This window comes from Vibrio sp. ED002 (assembly GCF_023277445.1).
GTDB classification, from domain to species: domain Bacteria; phylum Pseudomonadota; class Gammaproteobacteria; order Enterobacterales; family Vibrionaceae; genus Vibrio; species Vibrio jasicida.
In genome coordinates, this window is the sequence record NZ_CP080239.1 from 1,821,229 (window position 1) to 1,837,936 (window position 16,708).

Annotated in this window: 17 protein-coding genes; 12 read left to right on the forward strand and 5 right to left on the reverse strand. The window is 47.3% G+C overall.

The annotated features are described in order from the left end of the window. Positions 1-71: 71 nt before the first annotated feature. The gene (locus tag ITG12_RS24735) at positions 72-827 is read right to left on the reverse strand and encodes a transporter substrate-binding domain-containing protein (protein WP_038880024.1); all 756 of its coding nucleotides are present in this window, start codon (positions 825-827) and stop codon (positions 72-74) included. A 68-nt stretch (positions 828-895) separates the two neighbouring features. On the opposite strand from ITG12_RS24735, the gene ITG12_RS24740 reads away from it, so the two are divergent. From ITG12_RS24740 to ITG12_RS24750, 3 genes are all read left to right on the forward strand, one after another. Beyond that, entirely contained in the window at positions 896-2,824 is a 1,929-nt protein-coding gene (locus tag ITG12_RS24740) for an ATP-binding protein (protein WP_038880027.1), read from the forward strand. A 91-nt stretch (positions 2,825-2,915) separates the two neighbouring features. After that, entirely contained in the window at positions 2,916-3,125 is a 210-nt protein-coding gene (locus ITG12_RS24745; RefSeq protein ID WP_038880029.1) for a DUF3283 family protein, read from the forward strand. A gap of 135 nt (positions 3,126-3,260) precedes the next feature. Continuing rightward, on the forward strand, positions 3,261-3,977 hold the full coding sequence (locus tag ITG12_RS24750) for a YebC/PmpR family DNA-binding transcriptional regulator (RefSeq protein WP_038880031.1): 717 nt from the start codon (positions 3,261-3,263) through the stop codon (positions 3,975-3,977). 84 nt (positions 3,978-4,061) lie between these two features. Here the strand turns inward: ITG12_RS24750 and rodA are convergent, their stop codons facing one another. From rodA to ITG12_RS24765, 3 genes are all read right to left on the reverse strand, one after another. Beyond that, on the reverse strand, positions 4,062-5,144 hold the full coding sequence (gene rodA / locus ITG12_RS24755) for a rod shape-determining protein RodA (RefSeq protein ID WP_038869887.1): 1,083 nt from the start codon (positions 5,142-5,144) through the stop codon (positions 4,062-4,064). A gap of 315 nt (positions 5,145-5,459) precedes the next feature. Continuing rightward, positions 5,460-6,470, reverse strand: a complete 1,011-nt coding sequence (locus tag ITG12_RS24760) for a DUF2955 domain-containing protein (protein WP_038880034.1) — start codon at positions 6,468-6,470, stop codon at positions 5,460-5,462. 10 nt (positions 6,471-6,480) lie between these two features. Continuing rightward, entirely contained in the window at positions 6,481-7,530 is a 1,050-nt protein-coding gene (locus tag ITG12_RS24765) for an HlyD family secretion protein (protein WP_038880037.1), read from the reverse strand. A 119-nt stretch (positions 7,531-7,649) separates the two neighbouring features. Here ITG12_RS24765 and ITG12_RS24770 point away from each other — a divergent pair, with 119 nt between their 5' ends. The 9 genes from ITG12_RS24770 (at position 7,650) to ITG12_RS24810 (ending at position 15,997) form a co-directional block, all read left to right on the forward strand. Then, a complete protein-coding gene (locus ITG12_RS24770; protein WP_038880040.1) occupies positions 7,650-8,570 on the forward strand; it encodes a LysR family transcriptional regulator in 921 nt (306 codons plus the stop codon). Between the two features lie 84 nt (positions 8,571-8,654). Continuing rightward, the gene (locus tag ITG12_RS24775) at positions 8,655-9,323 is read left to right on the forward strand and encodes a hypothetical protein (protein ID WP_017189795.1); all 669 of its coding nucleotides are present in this window, start codon (positions 8,655-8,657) and stop codon (positions 9,321-9,323) included. A gap of 9 nt (positions 9,324-9,332) precedes the next feature. Then, positions 9,333-10,031: an ABC transporter ATP-binding protein gene (locus ITG12_RS24780; protein ID WP_005374479.1), complete on the forward strand. Its 699-nt coding sequence runs from the start codon at positions 9,333-9,335 to the stop codon at positions 10,029-10,031. Next, positions 10,019-11,287, forward strand: coding sequence for an ABC transporter permease (locus ITG12_RS24785; RefSeq protein ID WP_038880043.1), 1,269 nt, complete (start codon positions 10,019-10,021; stop codon positions 11,285-11,287). The genes ITG12_RS24780 and ITG12_RS24785 overlap by 13 nt, the downstream gene beginning before the upstream one ends. Beyond that, on the forward strand, positions 11,280-12,065 hold the full coding sequence (locus ITG12_RS24790; protein WP_038880046.1) for an outer membrane lipoprotein-sorting protein: 786 nt from the start codon (positions 11,280-11,282) through the stop codon (positions 12,063-12,065). Before ITG12_RS24785 ends, ITG12_RS24790 begins: the two co-directional genes overlap by 8 nt. Before the next feature lie 45 nt (positions 12,066-12,110). Next, positions 12,111-13,457, forward strand: coding sequence for a hypothetical protein (locus ITG12_RS24795; protein WP_248874398.1), 1,347 nt, complete (start codon positions 12,111-12,113; stop codon positions 13,455-13,457). After that, complete coding sequence (locus ITG12_RS24800; RefSeq protein WP_038880051.1) at positions 13,458-14,480, forward strand: sensor histidine kinase; 1,023 nt, start codon at positions 13,458-13,460, stop codon at positions 14,478-14,480. Positions 14,481-14,495: 15 nt separating this feature from the next. Then, entirely contained in the window at positions 14,496-15,293 is a 798-nt protein-coding gene (locus tag ITG12_RS24805; protein ID WP_038880054.1) for a LytTR family DNA-binding domain-containing protein, read from the forward strand. Positions 15,294-15,361: 68 nt separating this feature from the next. Continuing rightward, complete coding sequence (locus ITG12_RS24810) at positions 15,362-15,997, forward strand: DUF2268 domain-containing putative Zn-dependent protease (protein ID WP_038880057.1); 636 nt, start codon at positions 15,362-15,364, stop codon at positions 15,995-15,997. Positions 15,998-16,114: 117 nt separating this feature from the next. Here ITG12_RS24810 and ITG12_RS24815 read toward each other — a convergent pair whose 3' ends face one another. After that, positions 16,115-16,609 (reverse strand): peptidylprolyl isomerase, encoded by a 495-nt coding sequence (locus ITG12_RS24815; RefSeq protein ID WP_005448882.1) that lies wholly within the window; start codon positions 16,607-16,609, stop codon positions 16,115-16,117. Positions 16,610-16,708: the final 99 nt, after the last annotated feature.

The window sequence follows — 16,708 nt, forward strand, 5'->3', positions numbered from 1 at the left end:
GAAGATATAAAAATGAAACCGCCAGCTTCGATAAGCTGGCGGTTTTTTCATGATTGGTTAGGTATGAGTGGTTAGATGTATTTTTTGATGATGTTGTCGATTTGCCCCGAACTTTTGAGCTCTGCTAGGCGCTTATTGATGAAGCTCTGTACTTCCGGCTTCATGTTCGGAGAGAAGGCTAGATAGATAGAGTAATCTGGGATCACATTACTAAAAGATTGGATCTGGAAATCGCTCATCGGAAGCTCTAAACGTTTGATGTTGTATACCACCCGCGATTCCATTTCAACAAATGCGGTATCGCCAGGGGTTCTTTGCAGAACTCGATACGCTGCATCGTAATCTTTGACGCGCATTTCATTCACGGTGCCGTTATCAAAAAACGGGCTGAGGTTTGGGTAATCAAAGCCGAGTAGAAGTACGATTGAGCGGCCTTGCATGTGCTCCATATCGCTGAATTTAAATGGTGCTTTACTGCTGGAAACCAATACATGTTTTACAGTGTAAATAGGTTGCTCTGACAAATTTTCTGATTGTACCTTGCCCCAATTTGGGCTGCCGTAAGTCACCCAATTCTCTTCTCCGCCCGCTTCCAAAACGGAGAGCATGCGTTTAAACGGATAAGTATGGTATTTCACTTCATAATTGGACTCGGCAAAAATTTCACTGACGATGTCCGTCACAATTCCGGAATGTTGTTCACCCTGTTGTTCTATTTGAAATGGTCTGGCTTGTTCAGAAATCACGTAGTAGTTCACTTCACTTGCCATACTGTGCGTGCTTAGGGCTATGAAACTAAAGCCCAATGTCCGTAAGAGTCCTTTCATCCTAACCTCGATTATTGTCGTGACCAGACTATATTTATAGTAGCGCAAGATTAAGGGAGTAATTTCATATGGAAAAAAAAGAGCGAACTCAACGTCGGTTTAGCATCGGCAACCAGCTTATGTTGGCGATTTTTGCGTTGAGTTTTATCTTTACCGTGATTATCTCTTCTTTGAGTTTGTATCGTGATTTCAATGATGACCTTGCTCGTTTAGATATGGAGTTGAAGCAGGTTGAAACCAGCTACTTGTCTGGTTTTTCTGCCAGCTTATGGGTGGAAGATCGAGAGCTATTATTGACACAGGCTGAAGGGGCGATGCGTTTACCTTCGGTCGACTATTTACTCATTGCTACGCCGGATGAAGTGATCGTGGAATTAGGATCGCCATTAGGATCCGACAGTATCAAGCGCCAGTGGCCATTACAGTATGACATGGGCGTCAAAACTTATGATCTTGCAGAGGTTACGGTGCAATCGGATCTGAGTCCGATCTACCAAGGATTATGGCAAACTTTCTTTTTCCTTGTGATCGCCGAGGCGATCAAGATCTTCTTGCTCATTCTTGGGGTGCTTTGGGTTACCTTTCGTTTGATGGTGAAACCATTGCAATTACTCTCTGGAGCGGTGAGCGATTTCAGTGGCGGGCATGTGCCAAGCAAATTGCAACTGCCTCAGCGTTGGTTCTTTGATGAAGTAGGGTTATTAGAACACAAATATAATCGAAGCGTTGAACGAGTTCGTGAACACCAAAGTGAAATTGAAGACGCACGTGAAAAAGCCGAAGTGGCCAATCGCAAGAAGAGTGAATTCCTTGCCACAATGAGTCACGAAATACGTACGCCGATGAACGGTATCATTGGAGTTGCATCATTACTCGGTGATACTAAGTTAGATGATCAGCAGCACGAATATGTCGACATCATCAACAGTTCATCCGGCTCACTAATGGTGATCATCGATGATATTCTTGATTTCTCCAAGATTGAAGCGGGTAAGATCGAACTCGAAGCGGCGACCTACAATCTGCTGCAGTTGCTTAATGAAGTCGGCAGCTTGCACACAGTAAAAGCACAGCAAAAACATTTACAGTTAGTGTGCGATATTGATCCGCAACTGCCGTCTGAGGTGGAAGGGGATGTTGGCCGACTGAAGCAAGTCTTGAGTAACTTACTCAGCAACGCCGTGAAATTTACAGAACGAGGCCACGTGAAACTAATGGTTTCCCTTGTGAGCAAAGAAGATAAGCTCGCACAAGTGCACTTTCGAGTTGTGGACTCTGGGATCGGTATCGCCAAAGAAAACCAGCAAGCGGTGTTTGAGAAGTTTCAGCAAGCAGATGGCAGCACCACACGTAAATATGGCGGCACTGGATTAGGATTAGCCATTTGTGCGAAGTTAGTTGAAGTGATGGGAGGGCAAATTCGTCTCACGAGTGAGCCCGGACTTGGTAGTTGTTTTGAGTTCACCATTCCTTTGATTGTCGTCAGTGATAAGCCTATCTCTCCGAGCACGCCCAACATTCCCAATATTCTCGACTTTCCGAACGGAGAAAGTAAAACGCAGAGCGTGCCTTCCTCCCCAAGAGATGAAAGTAAACCTTGGATACTAGTGGTCGAAGATACGGCTGTGAATCAGAAAGTTGTACGCATCATGTTGGAAAAATTGGGTATGCAAGTCAGTGTGGCTGAGCACGGTGAAGAAGCGTTAGAACTATGCGAAGCAAACCATTTTGATCTCATTCTCATGGACTGTCAGATGCCCGTCATGGATGGCTTTATTGCCACAGAAAATATTAGACAGATGAGCGAATGGGGCAAACAAGTGCCAATCATTGCTTTGAGTGCGAATGTCATCAAAGAAGACCAAAAACGTTGTTTTGATGTCGGAATGAATGAATTTGTCTCTAAGCCTGTGACGAAGGAGCGGTTGCAGCAAATTTTTGAGCAGCACTTACCACAAGAGCTGCAAACTCGGGATAAACCTAAAGAAGCAACTTGAAATTGATCAAGATAAGCGCGTTTCTATTCTTAAATGGTAATTCTGTATGTTATAGTGCGCGGCTAGTATTTAAAGTACCTTGAGGCTGTGAATGTCGTTCAATCTATCCTTGTTGCCGCCTAACGAGAAAAATAAAATCGAACTTGATAAACAAGCGTCGTTTTTAGTTTGGAAACTCAAAGAGGCCAAATCTGGTCCTGAGGCGATAGAAGAACAATTGTCTAAGATTAACGACGCTGGCGAAAAAGTGTTTTTTCAACAGGCAGTCGATAAGTACAAACGAGTAATGGGTGTCGCGTAAAGCGAATCGTGGCGGTAAATGAAATTACCGCGGCGGAAGAGGTGACCTCCCCATTCCTTTGCAGGGCGAAATGGAAAAAGTTTCGCTTTTTGCTAAAATCCTTCGCATTAAATTTGAATTTAGAGAGACATCCCGATGGGAAGAAGTTTTGAAGTGCGCAAAGCCTCTATGGCGAAAACTGCAGGCGCAAAAATTAAAGTTTATTCCAAATACGGTAAAGAAATTTACATGTGCGCTAAAAACGGTGGCGGTGATCCAGACATGAACTTGTCTCTGAAGCACCTGATCAGTAAAGCGAAAAGAGACCAAGTACCTGCACACGTTATCGATAAAGCGATCGATAAAGCGAACGGCGGTGGCGGTGAAGATTACGCACCAGCACGTTACGAAGGTTTTGGCCCTGGCGGCACAAGTGTGATTGTTGACTGTCTAACAGACAACGGTAACCGTACTTTCCAAGACGTTCGCCAATGTTTCGTTAAAACAGGCGCGAAGATCGGTGTTGAAGGTTCAGTTTCTCACATGTTCGATCACCAAGCAGTATTCCAGTTCAAAGGCGAAGATGATGAAGTCATTCTTGAAACGCTAATGATGGACGAGGTTGATGTTACTGACGTTGAACTAGAAGACGGCGTGATCACTGTATTTGCTCCTCATACAGAGTTCTTCAAAACGAAAACTGCACTTAACGCAGCATTCCCAGATCTCGTGATCGACGTTGAAGAAATCACATTCGTTCCGCAAACTCACACGCCAGTAGCGGGTGAAGATGCAGAGAAATTCCAGAAGTTCCTAGACCTTCTAGATGACTGTGACGACGTTCAGCAGGTATACCACAACGGCGAACTGTAATTCGGTTCTCCAGTTGTAAAAAAGGCTTCCCCGAGGGAAGCCTTTTTTGATCGTGTTGTTTGTCTTTTCTATTGTGACTAGCGTTTAGGTGTTTCGGTACTTGGAATAACACAGCGACATGATCACGCCAAAACAGATGCCTTGAGTCAGCATCGCCGTACCACCGTAGCTAAAGAATGGCAGTGGACTCCCCATTACTGGCAATAAACCACTGACCATACCTGTGTTGATGAAGGCATAAAGGAAGAAGCTCATTGCCAATGCGCCACTCACTAAGCGACTGAAGAAATGCTCAGATTGGCACGCCAGCAGCATCACACGTGCCGTAATGAACAAATACAGCGCTAACAACACCACACAACCAATAAAGCCCCATTCTTCTGCGTAGGTCGAGAAGATGAAGTCAGTATGGCTTTCAGGGATAAAGCCTAGTGTACCTTGAGTGGCATTCATCCAGCCTTTACCTTTCATGCCGCCAGAACCAATCGCAATCAATGATTGGATGATTTGGTAGCCCGAACCCAATGGATCCGATTCAGGGTGCAAGAACTGCGTTACACGGCTTTTTTGATACGCTTCCATCACAAAGAACCAAAGTATTGGTGCCAGCGTTAGAATACTCACCAAAAAGCCGCCAATTATCTTCCAGCTCATGCCAGCAAAGAACAGCACAAACAACGCGTAGATCACCGTGAAGATAGCACCGTCCAAGTCTGGTTGTAAGGCAATCAAGCCCGCAGGCACAAAGGTGATCAGCAAACAGAAAGCAATTTTGCGAATGTCTGGTCGGCCACCTTCTAGATGCAGCATCCACGCGATCATAATGGGGATTGAAAGCTTGATAAGTTCCGAAGGCTGGAAGCGGAAGAAGCCGATATCGAGCCAACGCTGCGAGCCATTGGTGCTATCGCCAAATAGGGCAACTGCCGCCAAGAGCGAAACCGCAACCAGATACAAATAAGGCGCTGCACGTTGATAGCTGGACGCTGGAATCGACGACATGACCAAAATACACACCAGCGTCAAACCGCATCGAGCGAGGTGCTTAAATAGCATAGCTTCATTAAATCCACTGGCACTCCAGAGAGTGAGCGAACTCAATAGCATGATCGGAATGATCGCCATTAGCAATGGCAAATCAATCCTAGGGAAGAAACGCTTGTTCATCTTCTACAACCTAAAAACGCCCCAACTCGGGGCGAAAACAACCAGAACTCTGCGAGCTCAAACTATTCCGATGCTAAGAATCCTATTTGGAAATAACAGACACCACGCAAAGGTGTGCAAGAGAGGAGTGTGCGACGCCGTCTGTTATGGGTAAGCTGACCTGGAAAGTCGTGGGATGGATAAATACACCAGGCTGAGGTTTTGCGCCACACTTTTTATAAGGGTGAAATAGAAATTGGTACAGACAGCGCAATGAAATGAGCGCGATAAGAACAAGGGCGCCTTAAGTATTGGGTTCTTAAGGCGATGGCACGCTTAGGCTTGAGCTTTTTCTGGTTTGTGCGTGAAATGGTATAACGCCCACAGCACAAATAAAGTCACGGTAAGCTCCCAAGCTCGGAGGAAGGTGCTCTCCAAGCCCAGTTCATTGCTGGTCATGTACAGTTGAATCGGCAACATGGTCGCCAATAACGCATCGGCATGGACGTCTTTGGCTGGGCCTTTCGCTTTTGCCATTGATGCGGTGATCATAAAGGCAAGCAGACCCAATACGATGGTGTAGTAACCGAACGTGGATTGATGCCCAGCCATCAGTAAGGTGAACACTACAGCCAATGCACAGCCGCCCACCTGAGTTTGAAAACGGCGGTCAACCACGTCGATAAAGCTTTTGTGTGTGGTTTGCGTTGCTGCGGCAATCACAGGCACCAAACAAAACGTTGCTGAGATGATGTCGACAATCATCAAGAACGCCACACCAAGACCAATCAACGCGAGTGAGATCGCTCGGTTCTCAAACGTAACAGGCTCTTCTTCAAATGCTGGTGGTTTGCCGCCACGTTCAACAGGGAACAGAGTCACCATGATTTTTGCGACGATCATGGTAATCAGCATCGATAGCAAGATTTCATGAATGCGCATTGGCATGTCCATGGTGGTGTGCTGAGCAAACACCACAATCAGAATCCAGTTGAAAGTTGGCATTAACATCTGACCTTTCTTCGGCGGCGTGGTCGCTCTGCGGCGCATAAAGTCGAAGAAGAACAAGCTAATGGTCCACACCACAAACGGATGCTGTGAAAACACTTCGGTCACCACCAGCGCTGCACTTGCTGCCGCCACAGTAGGTAAGAAAGTGCGGATCAAACCAAGCCAAGAGTAGTCTTTGTTTTTGGTCATGATGATGGTTGGGTACAGCGCCAGATAAACCGGAGAATCAAGGTTCAGCAGTTTGCCCAGCACCATACAAATTGTCACAGTAAGGGCAACACGCAATGCTTCATTGCGTTCAGAACGACTTTGAAACAAGCTTTCGAAGGTCCACATGGTTCACCCCCTAGTAGATGTAGCGGAACATCGCCACTAAGTGAATCCAAGCTGAGCCAATGACATCCATGATTGGATTGCCGCTTTCAACGATCACGCTCGCTCGTGAACCAGAAATCATCGAAGGATCCAGCTCGTTAACTGTAATGCGAGTACGCACTTTCTGTTGCTCACGGATCCAACGAGTATCATTGGTTACGCTAGAAAGCTGTCCATTAGCATTGTTGGTATCGTAAATCGCACGCTCTTGGCTGCTGACTTCACCAGTAAATACTTTGCCTGGTAGCGCATCGAAGGACACCAACACTTCGCGACCATTCGTTAGCTTATCAATGCCTTTTTCGTTGAAGTCTGCACTGATCCACGCATGAGCTTCGTCCACCAGCATCAATGACGCTGTGCCTTGTGTGATGTAGCTGCCTGATTGCAGTTGCAAGTTCGTTACCACGCCTTCGGTTTGCGCCACGATTTGGGTGTGGCTTAAATCCAGCTCCGCACTGGCAAGTTTTGCTTCTGCCAACTCGATAGCTGCCGTACGGTCTTGAGTAGAAAGCTCTGCCTCAATGCGCTTCACTTCTGCGTTCGCTGCTTCCACCGCACTGCTGGCGACTTGTGTATTAGTGATCGCGTCATCCAGCTCTTGCTCAGTTGCTAGCCCTTTATTGCGAAGTTTCTGGTTACGCGTCAGTTTTTGCTTCGCGTTATAGTATTCGAACTCGCGTTGGCTTTGGGTTTGTTTCGCTGCTGCCAATTGTTGCCATTTCGCGGAATCTGATTCACGTGCTTGGCGCAGTTCGGCTTTGGCTTGTGCCACTTTCAATTGGTAGCTGCTGGCATCGATAGCAAACAGTGGCTGACCTTTTTCAACCAATTCACCGTTATTCACCATCACATCTGTGATTACGCCAGATACCTCCGGCGCAATGGTTGCGACATTACGATGCAGTGTCGCTTGGGTGGTGAAAGGAGAAACATTGTCTGAGGTGACTAAAAAAGCGGAGAATAAAGCTGCCGCTGAAAAAACAGTGTATATCGCGTATTTATAAAAATTTTCTTTCACGTCTGTACCTAGTATTCATTCGTTAGTACGCGCCGCGTTCACGGCATATTCGGGTCTCTTTTCTACGTGGGCTAGGTTATACTCATCTAAAATTGGAAAAAATAACCAATGGAAGAAGTATGAATTCCATATTTGGAAACGTTGATGATCTGTACCTGTTTTGCTCAGTGGTTGAGCAAGGCTCTCTGCTCGCGGCGGCGAAAAAGCTCGAACTGCCGGTCTCTACTATGTCTCGTCGTTTATCGGCGCTGGAAGCGCGACTAGGATTGAGATTGCTGGAGAAGAAAGGACGTGAGTTGGTGGCAACCGAGACAGGTTTACAGGCGTTTGATCAGCTCAGCAGTGCGATGTCTCAGATTGAATCCGGCATCTTGCAGCTCAATCAGCAAAGCCAAGAAGTGGAGGGGCGAATCCGATTGGTGATGCCAAGCCGCTTCTACAATGACTTGGTCGACAAGGTGGTTGAGGATTACATCAAAACCTATCCAAAAGTGACCATTGATCTATTGCTTAGCCAAGTGAATTCGATTCCAGAAACCGATCGCGATCTGGTGGTGACGTTCGATTTGGATGGTTTGGACGATATGATCGCGCGCCCATTGTTTAAAGTAGAGCACGCTTTCTTTGTTAGCCCTGAATATCTAGCGCAAGCGGGCGGCAATATTGAAACCTTACAAGATTTAGCCAAGCAAGACTGGGTAGCCAGCACACACACCACACAAGTGCCTATCTATCAGCAAGACAAGCTGGTGGACATGCTCAACTGCAAGCCGCGTTTAGTGGTCAATGACATCACCGCGGTGATCAAAGCGGTGGAAAACGGTTTGGGAATTGCGTCGATCCCATTACGCCACGTTAAGCCTGAATTGAATCTCGTGCGCGTCGCAACATCCTACAGCCGCGGGGATCGCGAAGCCTATTTGGTTTATCGTCAGCGTAACTATCAGCCTAAAGCGCTGACCTTAATGGTCGAAGCGATTTTGCTGGCTTCAGAGGAGCGAAACCATTCATCCTCTCTCAATACCATTCACTCCACATAACTGCCATTGGTCGCATGCAAAAGCAGCGTGCGATTTTCTCCCTTAATCTGAAACCATCAAATCACGTTCAACTAAGGACAGTACATGATGGTTTCTCAATCTCGCTCAATTAAAGCTCTTAAACTCGCAAGTACGTTTATCGCCGCATTTGCACTCAGCAGCAATCTGGCTCTGGCTAACCCAAGCGAGCGCACACTCAGTCAATTCAACCAAGCGGCGCAGGGTGACTCTGGTTTAGTTGATACCGTTTACGGTGAATTATCCAAACAACTCGAAGAGCAGGGCGCAACGCCGGTGACCTTGGTTTACTTGGGCAGTGCGGAGACGTTGCAAGGTCGTGAGGCGTTTATGCCTTGGAACAAGATGAAGTTCACCGAGCGCGGTCTTGCCACAATCCAAAAAGGTTTGGATTTAATGGCGAATCAGCCAGTACCACTGCAAGAGCAACAACGCTTACAAGGCTTGCCGGAATACCAATTAGCCACCGCCATGGCAGCCACCACCTTTACTTCTCTACCTGACATGTTCAATCACTTTGAGCGTGGCTACGAGCTGTACCTTTCATTGCTCGATGAGCCGAGTTTTAGCCAACAACCTTTCGCCGCAACGTCTTGGATTTATCGCTACGCCATTGAAGCTGCACTGCGCGCAGAAGATGTTCAACAAGCCAAAACATGGTTAGCGCAAATGGAGCAATTGGGCGACAGCAATCTAGAAACGCAAACCGCGAAAGCGCTGCTAGCGAAATATTAGGGAGGCGTCATGATCGTTTTTAATCAACTTAGCCGCGATTACGCCCTTGGCAGCCAAACCGTACGTGCATTGCGAGACGTTTCTGGTGAAGTGTTTGCTGGCGAAATGGTGGCACTGTGCGGGCCGTCTGGCTCAGGCAAAAGCACCTTACTTAACGTGCTTGGCATGCTGGATACTCAATACCAAGGTCAGGTGACATTTGCAGGCAGCCCATACCCAACCGGACAAATGCAGGCGGCGAAAATGCGTCGTGAAAAGCTTGGCTTTGTGTTCCAAAAATTCAACCTTGTGCCTGTGATGACGGCGTTGGAGAACGTGGCTTATCCGTTACACCTCAACGGCTTTTCAAAAGCAGAGCAAACCGAGCTCGCTACGCAAATGCTAGAACACGTTGGTTTGGGCGAGTTTATTCATCACATGCCCGATAACCTATCAGGCGGTCAGCAACAACGCGTGGCAATTGCGCGCGCCTTAGTGCACAAACCGGCGTTGGTGATTGCCGATGAACCTACCGCAAGCCTTGATAGCCAAACTGCCAATAAGGTTATCGACATTATGAAAGGGCTCGGACACGAGCTAGGCACCACTTTTATTGTTGCTACGCACGACCCTCGTATGGCATCTCGCTGCGATCGAACCATTGAGTTGGTGGACGGCAAAATTACCCAAACGCACGCAAGTGTGGAGGAGGTTTCATGGGCAAGCTAATTCCAGTTTCCGTTCGCCTTGCTTGGTTGAACCTGCAACGCAATCGCCGTCGCAGTTTGTTGTCGATGCTGATCATTGCCATTGCCGTGTTTGCGTTAACCAGTGCGGGTGGTTTTGGGCTATACACCTACGATAGTTTGAAAGAATCGACAGCGCGTGACACGGGGCATCTGACGTTAACCACTCCGGGTTACTTCGCTAAAGAAGAAGAGATGCCACTGAGTAACGGTTTAACTCACGCCGACGATATCACCAAGCAATTGATTGGCTTAAACGAAGTGCGAGGCGTGCAACCACGAGTTGAGTTCAGTGGTTTGATTTCCAACGGCAACAAATCATCGATCTTTATCGGTATTGGCGTGAACGAGCGCGAATTCGATATGAAAGGACCGTTTTTGGATGTGCGCGAAGGGCAAACGCTGTCCAACATTCATGCATCGCGTTATGACCCAGCAGAGCCAGAAGTGATGCTTGGCGTTGATTTGGCGAACAACCTAAGCGTGCACGTTGGCGATTGGATTACCTTGCTGGCGACCACTACCGATGGCGCATTGAATGCGTATGACTTCAAAGTACGAGGCATCTACTCAACAGGCGTGCCTGAGCTTGATAAACGCCAGCTTTACGTACACATCAACAGCGCGCAATCGCTGCTCGGTTCAGACAAAGTCAGTGCGTTATCGGTCTTCCTGTTCGATACCAGTTTAACTAACCAAGTCGAGCAACAAGTGGCTTCGGTCCTGAGTAAGCAAAAGCAGAACTTTGGCGACCAAGATATTGAGATTACGCCTTGGCAAGAGCGCGCGTTCTTCTATCTCAAAGTGAAAGATTTGTACGACCGCATCTTCGGTATCATGGGCGCAGTAATGGCGTTGGTAGTCTTTGTCGCGCTGTTTAACACCATGACCATGTCGGTAACGGAACGCACACGTGAAATTGGCACCTTGTCAGCACTTGGTAGCTACCCTCGCGAAATTATTGCTGGGTTCTTGCGCGAAGCAGTGTTACTTGCCGTGATTGGCAGCTTAATCGGTGCTTTGTTTACGGCGCTAGTCACCGTCTTACTGATGGTCGTGGATGTGCAAATGCCGCCACCGCCAGGACGCACAGAAGGTTACCCATTAACGATTTACTTCTCTTGGGAGCTGGTAGCTATAGCAGGATTTGCAGTATTGATGATTTGTTTGGTTGCGGCGTTTTTCTCGGCACGCAAAGGGGTGAACAAGCCAATTACGGAGGCACTGATTTATGTTTAATTTCAAATCACTATTACCAATTGCATTGCTAACGGTAACTGGCGTTGCAAGCATGAATGTCAGTGCGAATGAAACAGCGTTAGATGCACAGCAAGTCGCGCAATTGATTGAAAAAGCCGACAGCTACCGCTTGCACGATGATTCTTCCAAAGTGGTGTCACTGGTGCGCTTATATCAAGACCAAGAGTTAGATAAAACCCGCCTTTACCACGTGTACACGCGTCCAAATCGTGAATCGCTGGTGGTATTCAAATCGGCGGTTGAAGCAGGGCAAAAGATGTTGATGATGGGCGATAACTACTGGCTGCAAATGCCAAAGAGCCGTCGGCCTATTCGAATTACGCCAATGCAAAAGCTGCTTGGTGAAGCGTCTATCGGCGACATCTCAACCCTGACGTGGAGCCAAGATTATCAAGGTGAATGGAAAGCGACAGAAACTGTTTCGGTGAATGGAGAAAGTGTTGCGGCTTATCACCTTGCCTTAACCGCGAAAACCAAAGGGGCGAGTTATCAGAAGATCGATTTATGGTTGTCTGAGCAAGATGCGTTCCCAATTAAAGCCGATCTCTACTTGCGCTCAGGCAAACTCGCCAAGCAAGCGCAATACGGACGTGCAAGCGACAACGGTGAAGACTACGTCAGTGAGATGACCTTGCTTGATAGCATTCAGCCGAGCAAAAAAACTGTTATCGAGTATCAAGAGATCGTGCCTTGGCAGCTGGATAACAAGTTCTACAACCCAAGCTATTTGCCGAAAGCCAATACGACTCAGCTTTAACCTGAACTCCGTAAATAGAACCATGAAAACGAGCAAGGAAGACACATGAAATTGCGCCAGCCTAATCTTAACAAAAGCACCAGTCTATTGATTGCTGCCTCATTGTGTGTGGGCGCATCAGCCCCAGTTTTTGCCAATGATGAACTGAGTTTTGAGTGGGATTGGGCTGTCAGTTACGAAACGGCCAAGCAACGTGACAGCGCATTTATGCAGGCGCAGGGCAGTTCTCGTGATTCACTTAATGCACTGTTGGATGTGCAGGTGAATTATCAGAACTTCAGTGGTTTGTTCGCTCTGTATAGCCAAGGTTTGTACCTCAATCAACAAGGAAAGAGTGATTGGTGGAGTGACGCTGATAACCAACTGTTGATTCGAGAGCTTGCTTGGCTAGGAGAGTGGCAAGTCGGTGACACCACTCTTGATGTGAGTTTGGGTAAGTTGCGCGTAGATTGGGGCGTGGGTTATGGCTACCGACCTTTGGATCTGTTTAAGCCTTATCGACAAAATCCTGTTGGCTTAGTAGCAGAAGAAGGTGCGGGTGTGTTTTCACTCTCACACTACGATATGGCAGGCGAGTGGACGGTGATTGCAACGGATTCAAGTTGGGGGCAACAAGACCAAAGTGCACTGGATCAAGCCGCAGAGCAGCAAGGTGTTGGTATTCGTCGATACGCGCTGGTGGGGGACACCGAGTATCAACTTATTGGTTATTACGATGATGTGCGCCGAGGTTTACTCGGAGCCAGTGCCATTGCGGTGTGGGATGAATCCATCACCATGCACGGTTCCATGCTGTGGCAAAAGCAAAGTGTTGGGTATCAGTTTCAGCAGGATGATCTTTACCAACCCGTTTCGGTTGAGGAGCAGGGCAGCGCATTCCAAGCCTTAATTGGATTGAACTGGGCAAACCAAGCCGGACACAACGTGATTGCTGAATATTGGTACGACAGCCGAGCATGGTCGAAAAACGAATGGCAACAAGCAATAGAGCGTGGAGAATTACTCTCTCAGATCCCTGATCCTAACAACTCTCTGTTGGCTAGCAGCGCTCTACTTGCGACAAGCTACGCCCAAGGGTTTCAGCACGCTAATATCGTTCAGCATAACGTAATGCTGCACTGGAGTTGGGATGTGGAAGCGTGGGCTGCATGGAACGGTAAAGCGGATATGGGCTGGCTAAGTGATGTAACCCCCACGTTGGATGTGATGTTGTCGCCCCAAGATGGTGGTGTGATTGTCACGCAGTGGCTTAACTACCAATGGATTGATACTGGCGATCAAAGTGTAGAAGTGGAAGTTGCCGCACGCTTTTTAACCGGAGACGACCAATCTGCTTACGCACAAATCAATGATAAGCATATGATTGTATTTAACATCAAAGGGAAATTCTAAATGTGTTCAGCAAAATCAGTGGTGAAAAGTGGATGGCCGCGTAGCTTATTAGTGACCACGGCATTTTGTCTCTTTATCGCAGCAATGACGCTTTCTGTTTGGGGCGGTCCATTTTACATTCATGTAGCGGTTAGCTTTGGATTTGGCTATTCGGCTATCTTCTTCTCATGGCTTGTCGACCGCCTGTTTCCTACCATTCCTCGTTTGGCGGAAGTGGCTATCTCGCTGACGGCTTGCCTATTGTTTGGTGTGGTGAACGCCCAGCTTTGGCTTGGGGAATACTTCGGTATTTCAAGTATGCTGTCGGTTGGTCTCATGGGGTTGTTATTCAGTGCCATGTGCTTTTTCTATTTCTACTCACGCGAGCAACATGCAATCGCTCAACGAGAGTTGGAAGCCATCAGACGCGAGAAAGCAGAGCAAGATCGTGCGCTGTTGCTGAGCCAGCTTAAGCAGATGCAAAGTCAGATTGAACCGCATTTCTTATTCAATACTTTGGCAAATATCAGTGCGCTCATGTCGCAAGATGTCGATAAAGCCAAGCTCATGCTAGAACAGTTAACCGCGCTACTGCGTGCAACGCTTAAAAGCTCACGCGAAGAACACACCACCATAGACAATGAAACGGCGTTACTTGAGGCTTACTTAGGCATCCAACAAACTCGTTTGGGTGATCGACTCAGTTACAAGATTGAGGTGGAAGAGGGGTTAGGCAGAACCGAATTACCGCCGATGATGCTCCAACCTTTAATCGAAAACGCCATCATCCATGGTATTGAGCCGAAGCGAGAAGGTGGCGAAGTCAGCTTACTCATTAAGCGCGAACAACAGAACTTGAAGATTGAAGTCAGAGACACGGGTGTTGGCTTGAATCACGTTAGTGGGCACATGGGCTCTGGCGTGGGTCTAAGTAATCTCAAGCAGCGAGTTGAAGCTTTGTTCGCAGGGCAAGGAGAGGTCTCTATCAGTGAGTCTGTTCAGGGTGGCGTTTGTGTTCGCCTGAGCTGGCCAATGGAATCGTAATCAAGGAAGAAAGGAATGAATACAGGGTTTACTGCCATTATTGCTGATGATGAGCCGCTATTGAGGCGTCATCTTGATAAAAGCCTAGCTGAAGTGTGGCCAGAGCTAGAGGTAATAGCCAAAGTCGCCGATGGTGAACAAGCGTTGCAAGCCATTGAGCAAAACCAAAACCAACCTGACATTGCGTTTCTTGATATTCGTATGCCAGTTCTGGATGGCATGACACTAGCGCAAAAACTCAATCAACTCGCCAATCCACCTTTGATTGTGTTTGTCACTGCGTACGATGATTACGCCATCAAAGCCTTTGAACAAAATGCCGCCGATTATTTGCTCAAGCCTATTTCAGATGAGCGCCTCCTGACGACGTGTGAAAGAGTGAAAGCACGCCTTGCCAAGCGAGAGCAAGAAAGCAGTAATGTGCAGATGAGCAGCCTGTTAGAACAGTTACAACAATTATCCGCGCCACAAACGCCGCAATATCTTCAGTGGATCAAAGCGACGCAAGGGGAAGACATTCATCTGATCGCCACGTCTGATGTGTTGTATTTCAAAGCGGAAGAAAAATACGTTTCTGTGTATGCCCAACAAGGACAGGGCAAAGTGCAGGAGTATTTGATTCGCACATCGTTGAAAGAGTTGATAGTGCAGCTTAACCCAGAACAGTTCTGGCAAGTACACCGTTCAAGCGTTGTGCAAGTGTGCAAAATTAGCAAAGTAAACAAAGACTTTGCTGGAAGAATGTTTGTTCACGTTGGAGAAACTAAGCTCGCTGTGAGCCGTGCATCTCAAAGTTTGTTCAAAGGGATGTAATCGCTAGAACTGCTCACTCTTTACACTGTAAACTCGCTACTCTTAACCCAAATTATCAAGGAAGATAAATGAGTTATCGCGTAACCCTGTTAAATGCGACAGGAGAGTTGTCTCCAATCTCTGAGTATTTGCATCAGAAACTTGATGATCTGAGCTCACAGCTTTCTAGTTACTTTGATTTGAGTAACATTGACCTGACCGTTAGCCCGTTTGATCGCAATGACGTACCGCAGACAGGGATTGGTGGCTATTGCTTAAGTGCCTATCGTGTAGAGATTCTGCTTGATACCCAACGTGCTGATATTAAAAACGTTATTGAGAAAGAACTGGCTGCGGTGTTAGCGCATGAGTCGCATCACCTGTTCCGTATGCGAGCCGGAGAGAATGGCGTTGCACTTGGTGATGTGCTGATTATGGAAGGGTTAGCTTGTCATTTCGAACGTAAGATGAATGGCGGCGTCACTCCGAGCTTGTTTGAGCAAATCAAAGATCAAGATTGGCGTCCTTTCTACGCTGAGATGAAAGACAAATTGACCAGCTTAGATTACAACTTCGACGCTTACTTTCTTGGCAGCGATGAAAGCTGCTGGCCGAAATACATGGGGTATTGGGTTGGGTACAACCTTGTTGCTGAATATCTGGCTGATTTTCAAGGCTCTGAGCTTGATTTAGTCGGAGCAAAAGCCGAGCTTTTCTATCAATAACTCCGACACAAGCCAAACTAATCGGCTGAGTCATAAAAACAAAAAGCGCCTAAGTCACATGACGTTAGGCGCTTTTGTCGTTTTATAGCGACGATTTCTCCGAAGAGATGAATGGGTTTATTCGCTGACCGTCACTTTCTCGATAATGATTGGATCGCATGGCACATCATCGTGACCAAGCTTAGAGGTCGTTTTTACTTTCGCGATGCGGTTTACGACATCCATACCCGCGGTCACTTTACCAAACACGGCGTAGCCCCAACCTAGGTTGGTGGTTGCGGTGTGGTCTAGAAAATCATTGTCTTCCAAGTTAATGAAGAACTGTGCTGTTGCAGAGTGCGGAGCGTCGGTTCGTGCCATTGCGATAGTGCCAACAAGGTTTTTAAGACCACGGTTTGCTTCGTTCGCGATAGGGGCGCGCGTTGGCTTTTCTGCCATGTCTTCGGTGTGACCGCCACCTTGGATCATAAAGCCGTCGATAACGCGGTGAAAAATGGTGCCGTTGTAGAAGCCATCTTCACAGTATTTTTTGAAGTTCTTTGAGCTAACCGGCGCTCGTTCTAGGTTCAGTTCAATCTCGATGTCACCGAAATTGGTGGTCATAATAATCATCTGGTTTGCCCTTGTAGGTGCTTAGTTGGCGGCATTATAGCTAAGACTTCTGAGGATAGCAGAAATAAAAACAGCGACGTTTTGTCGTCGCTGTTTGCA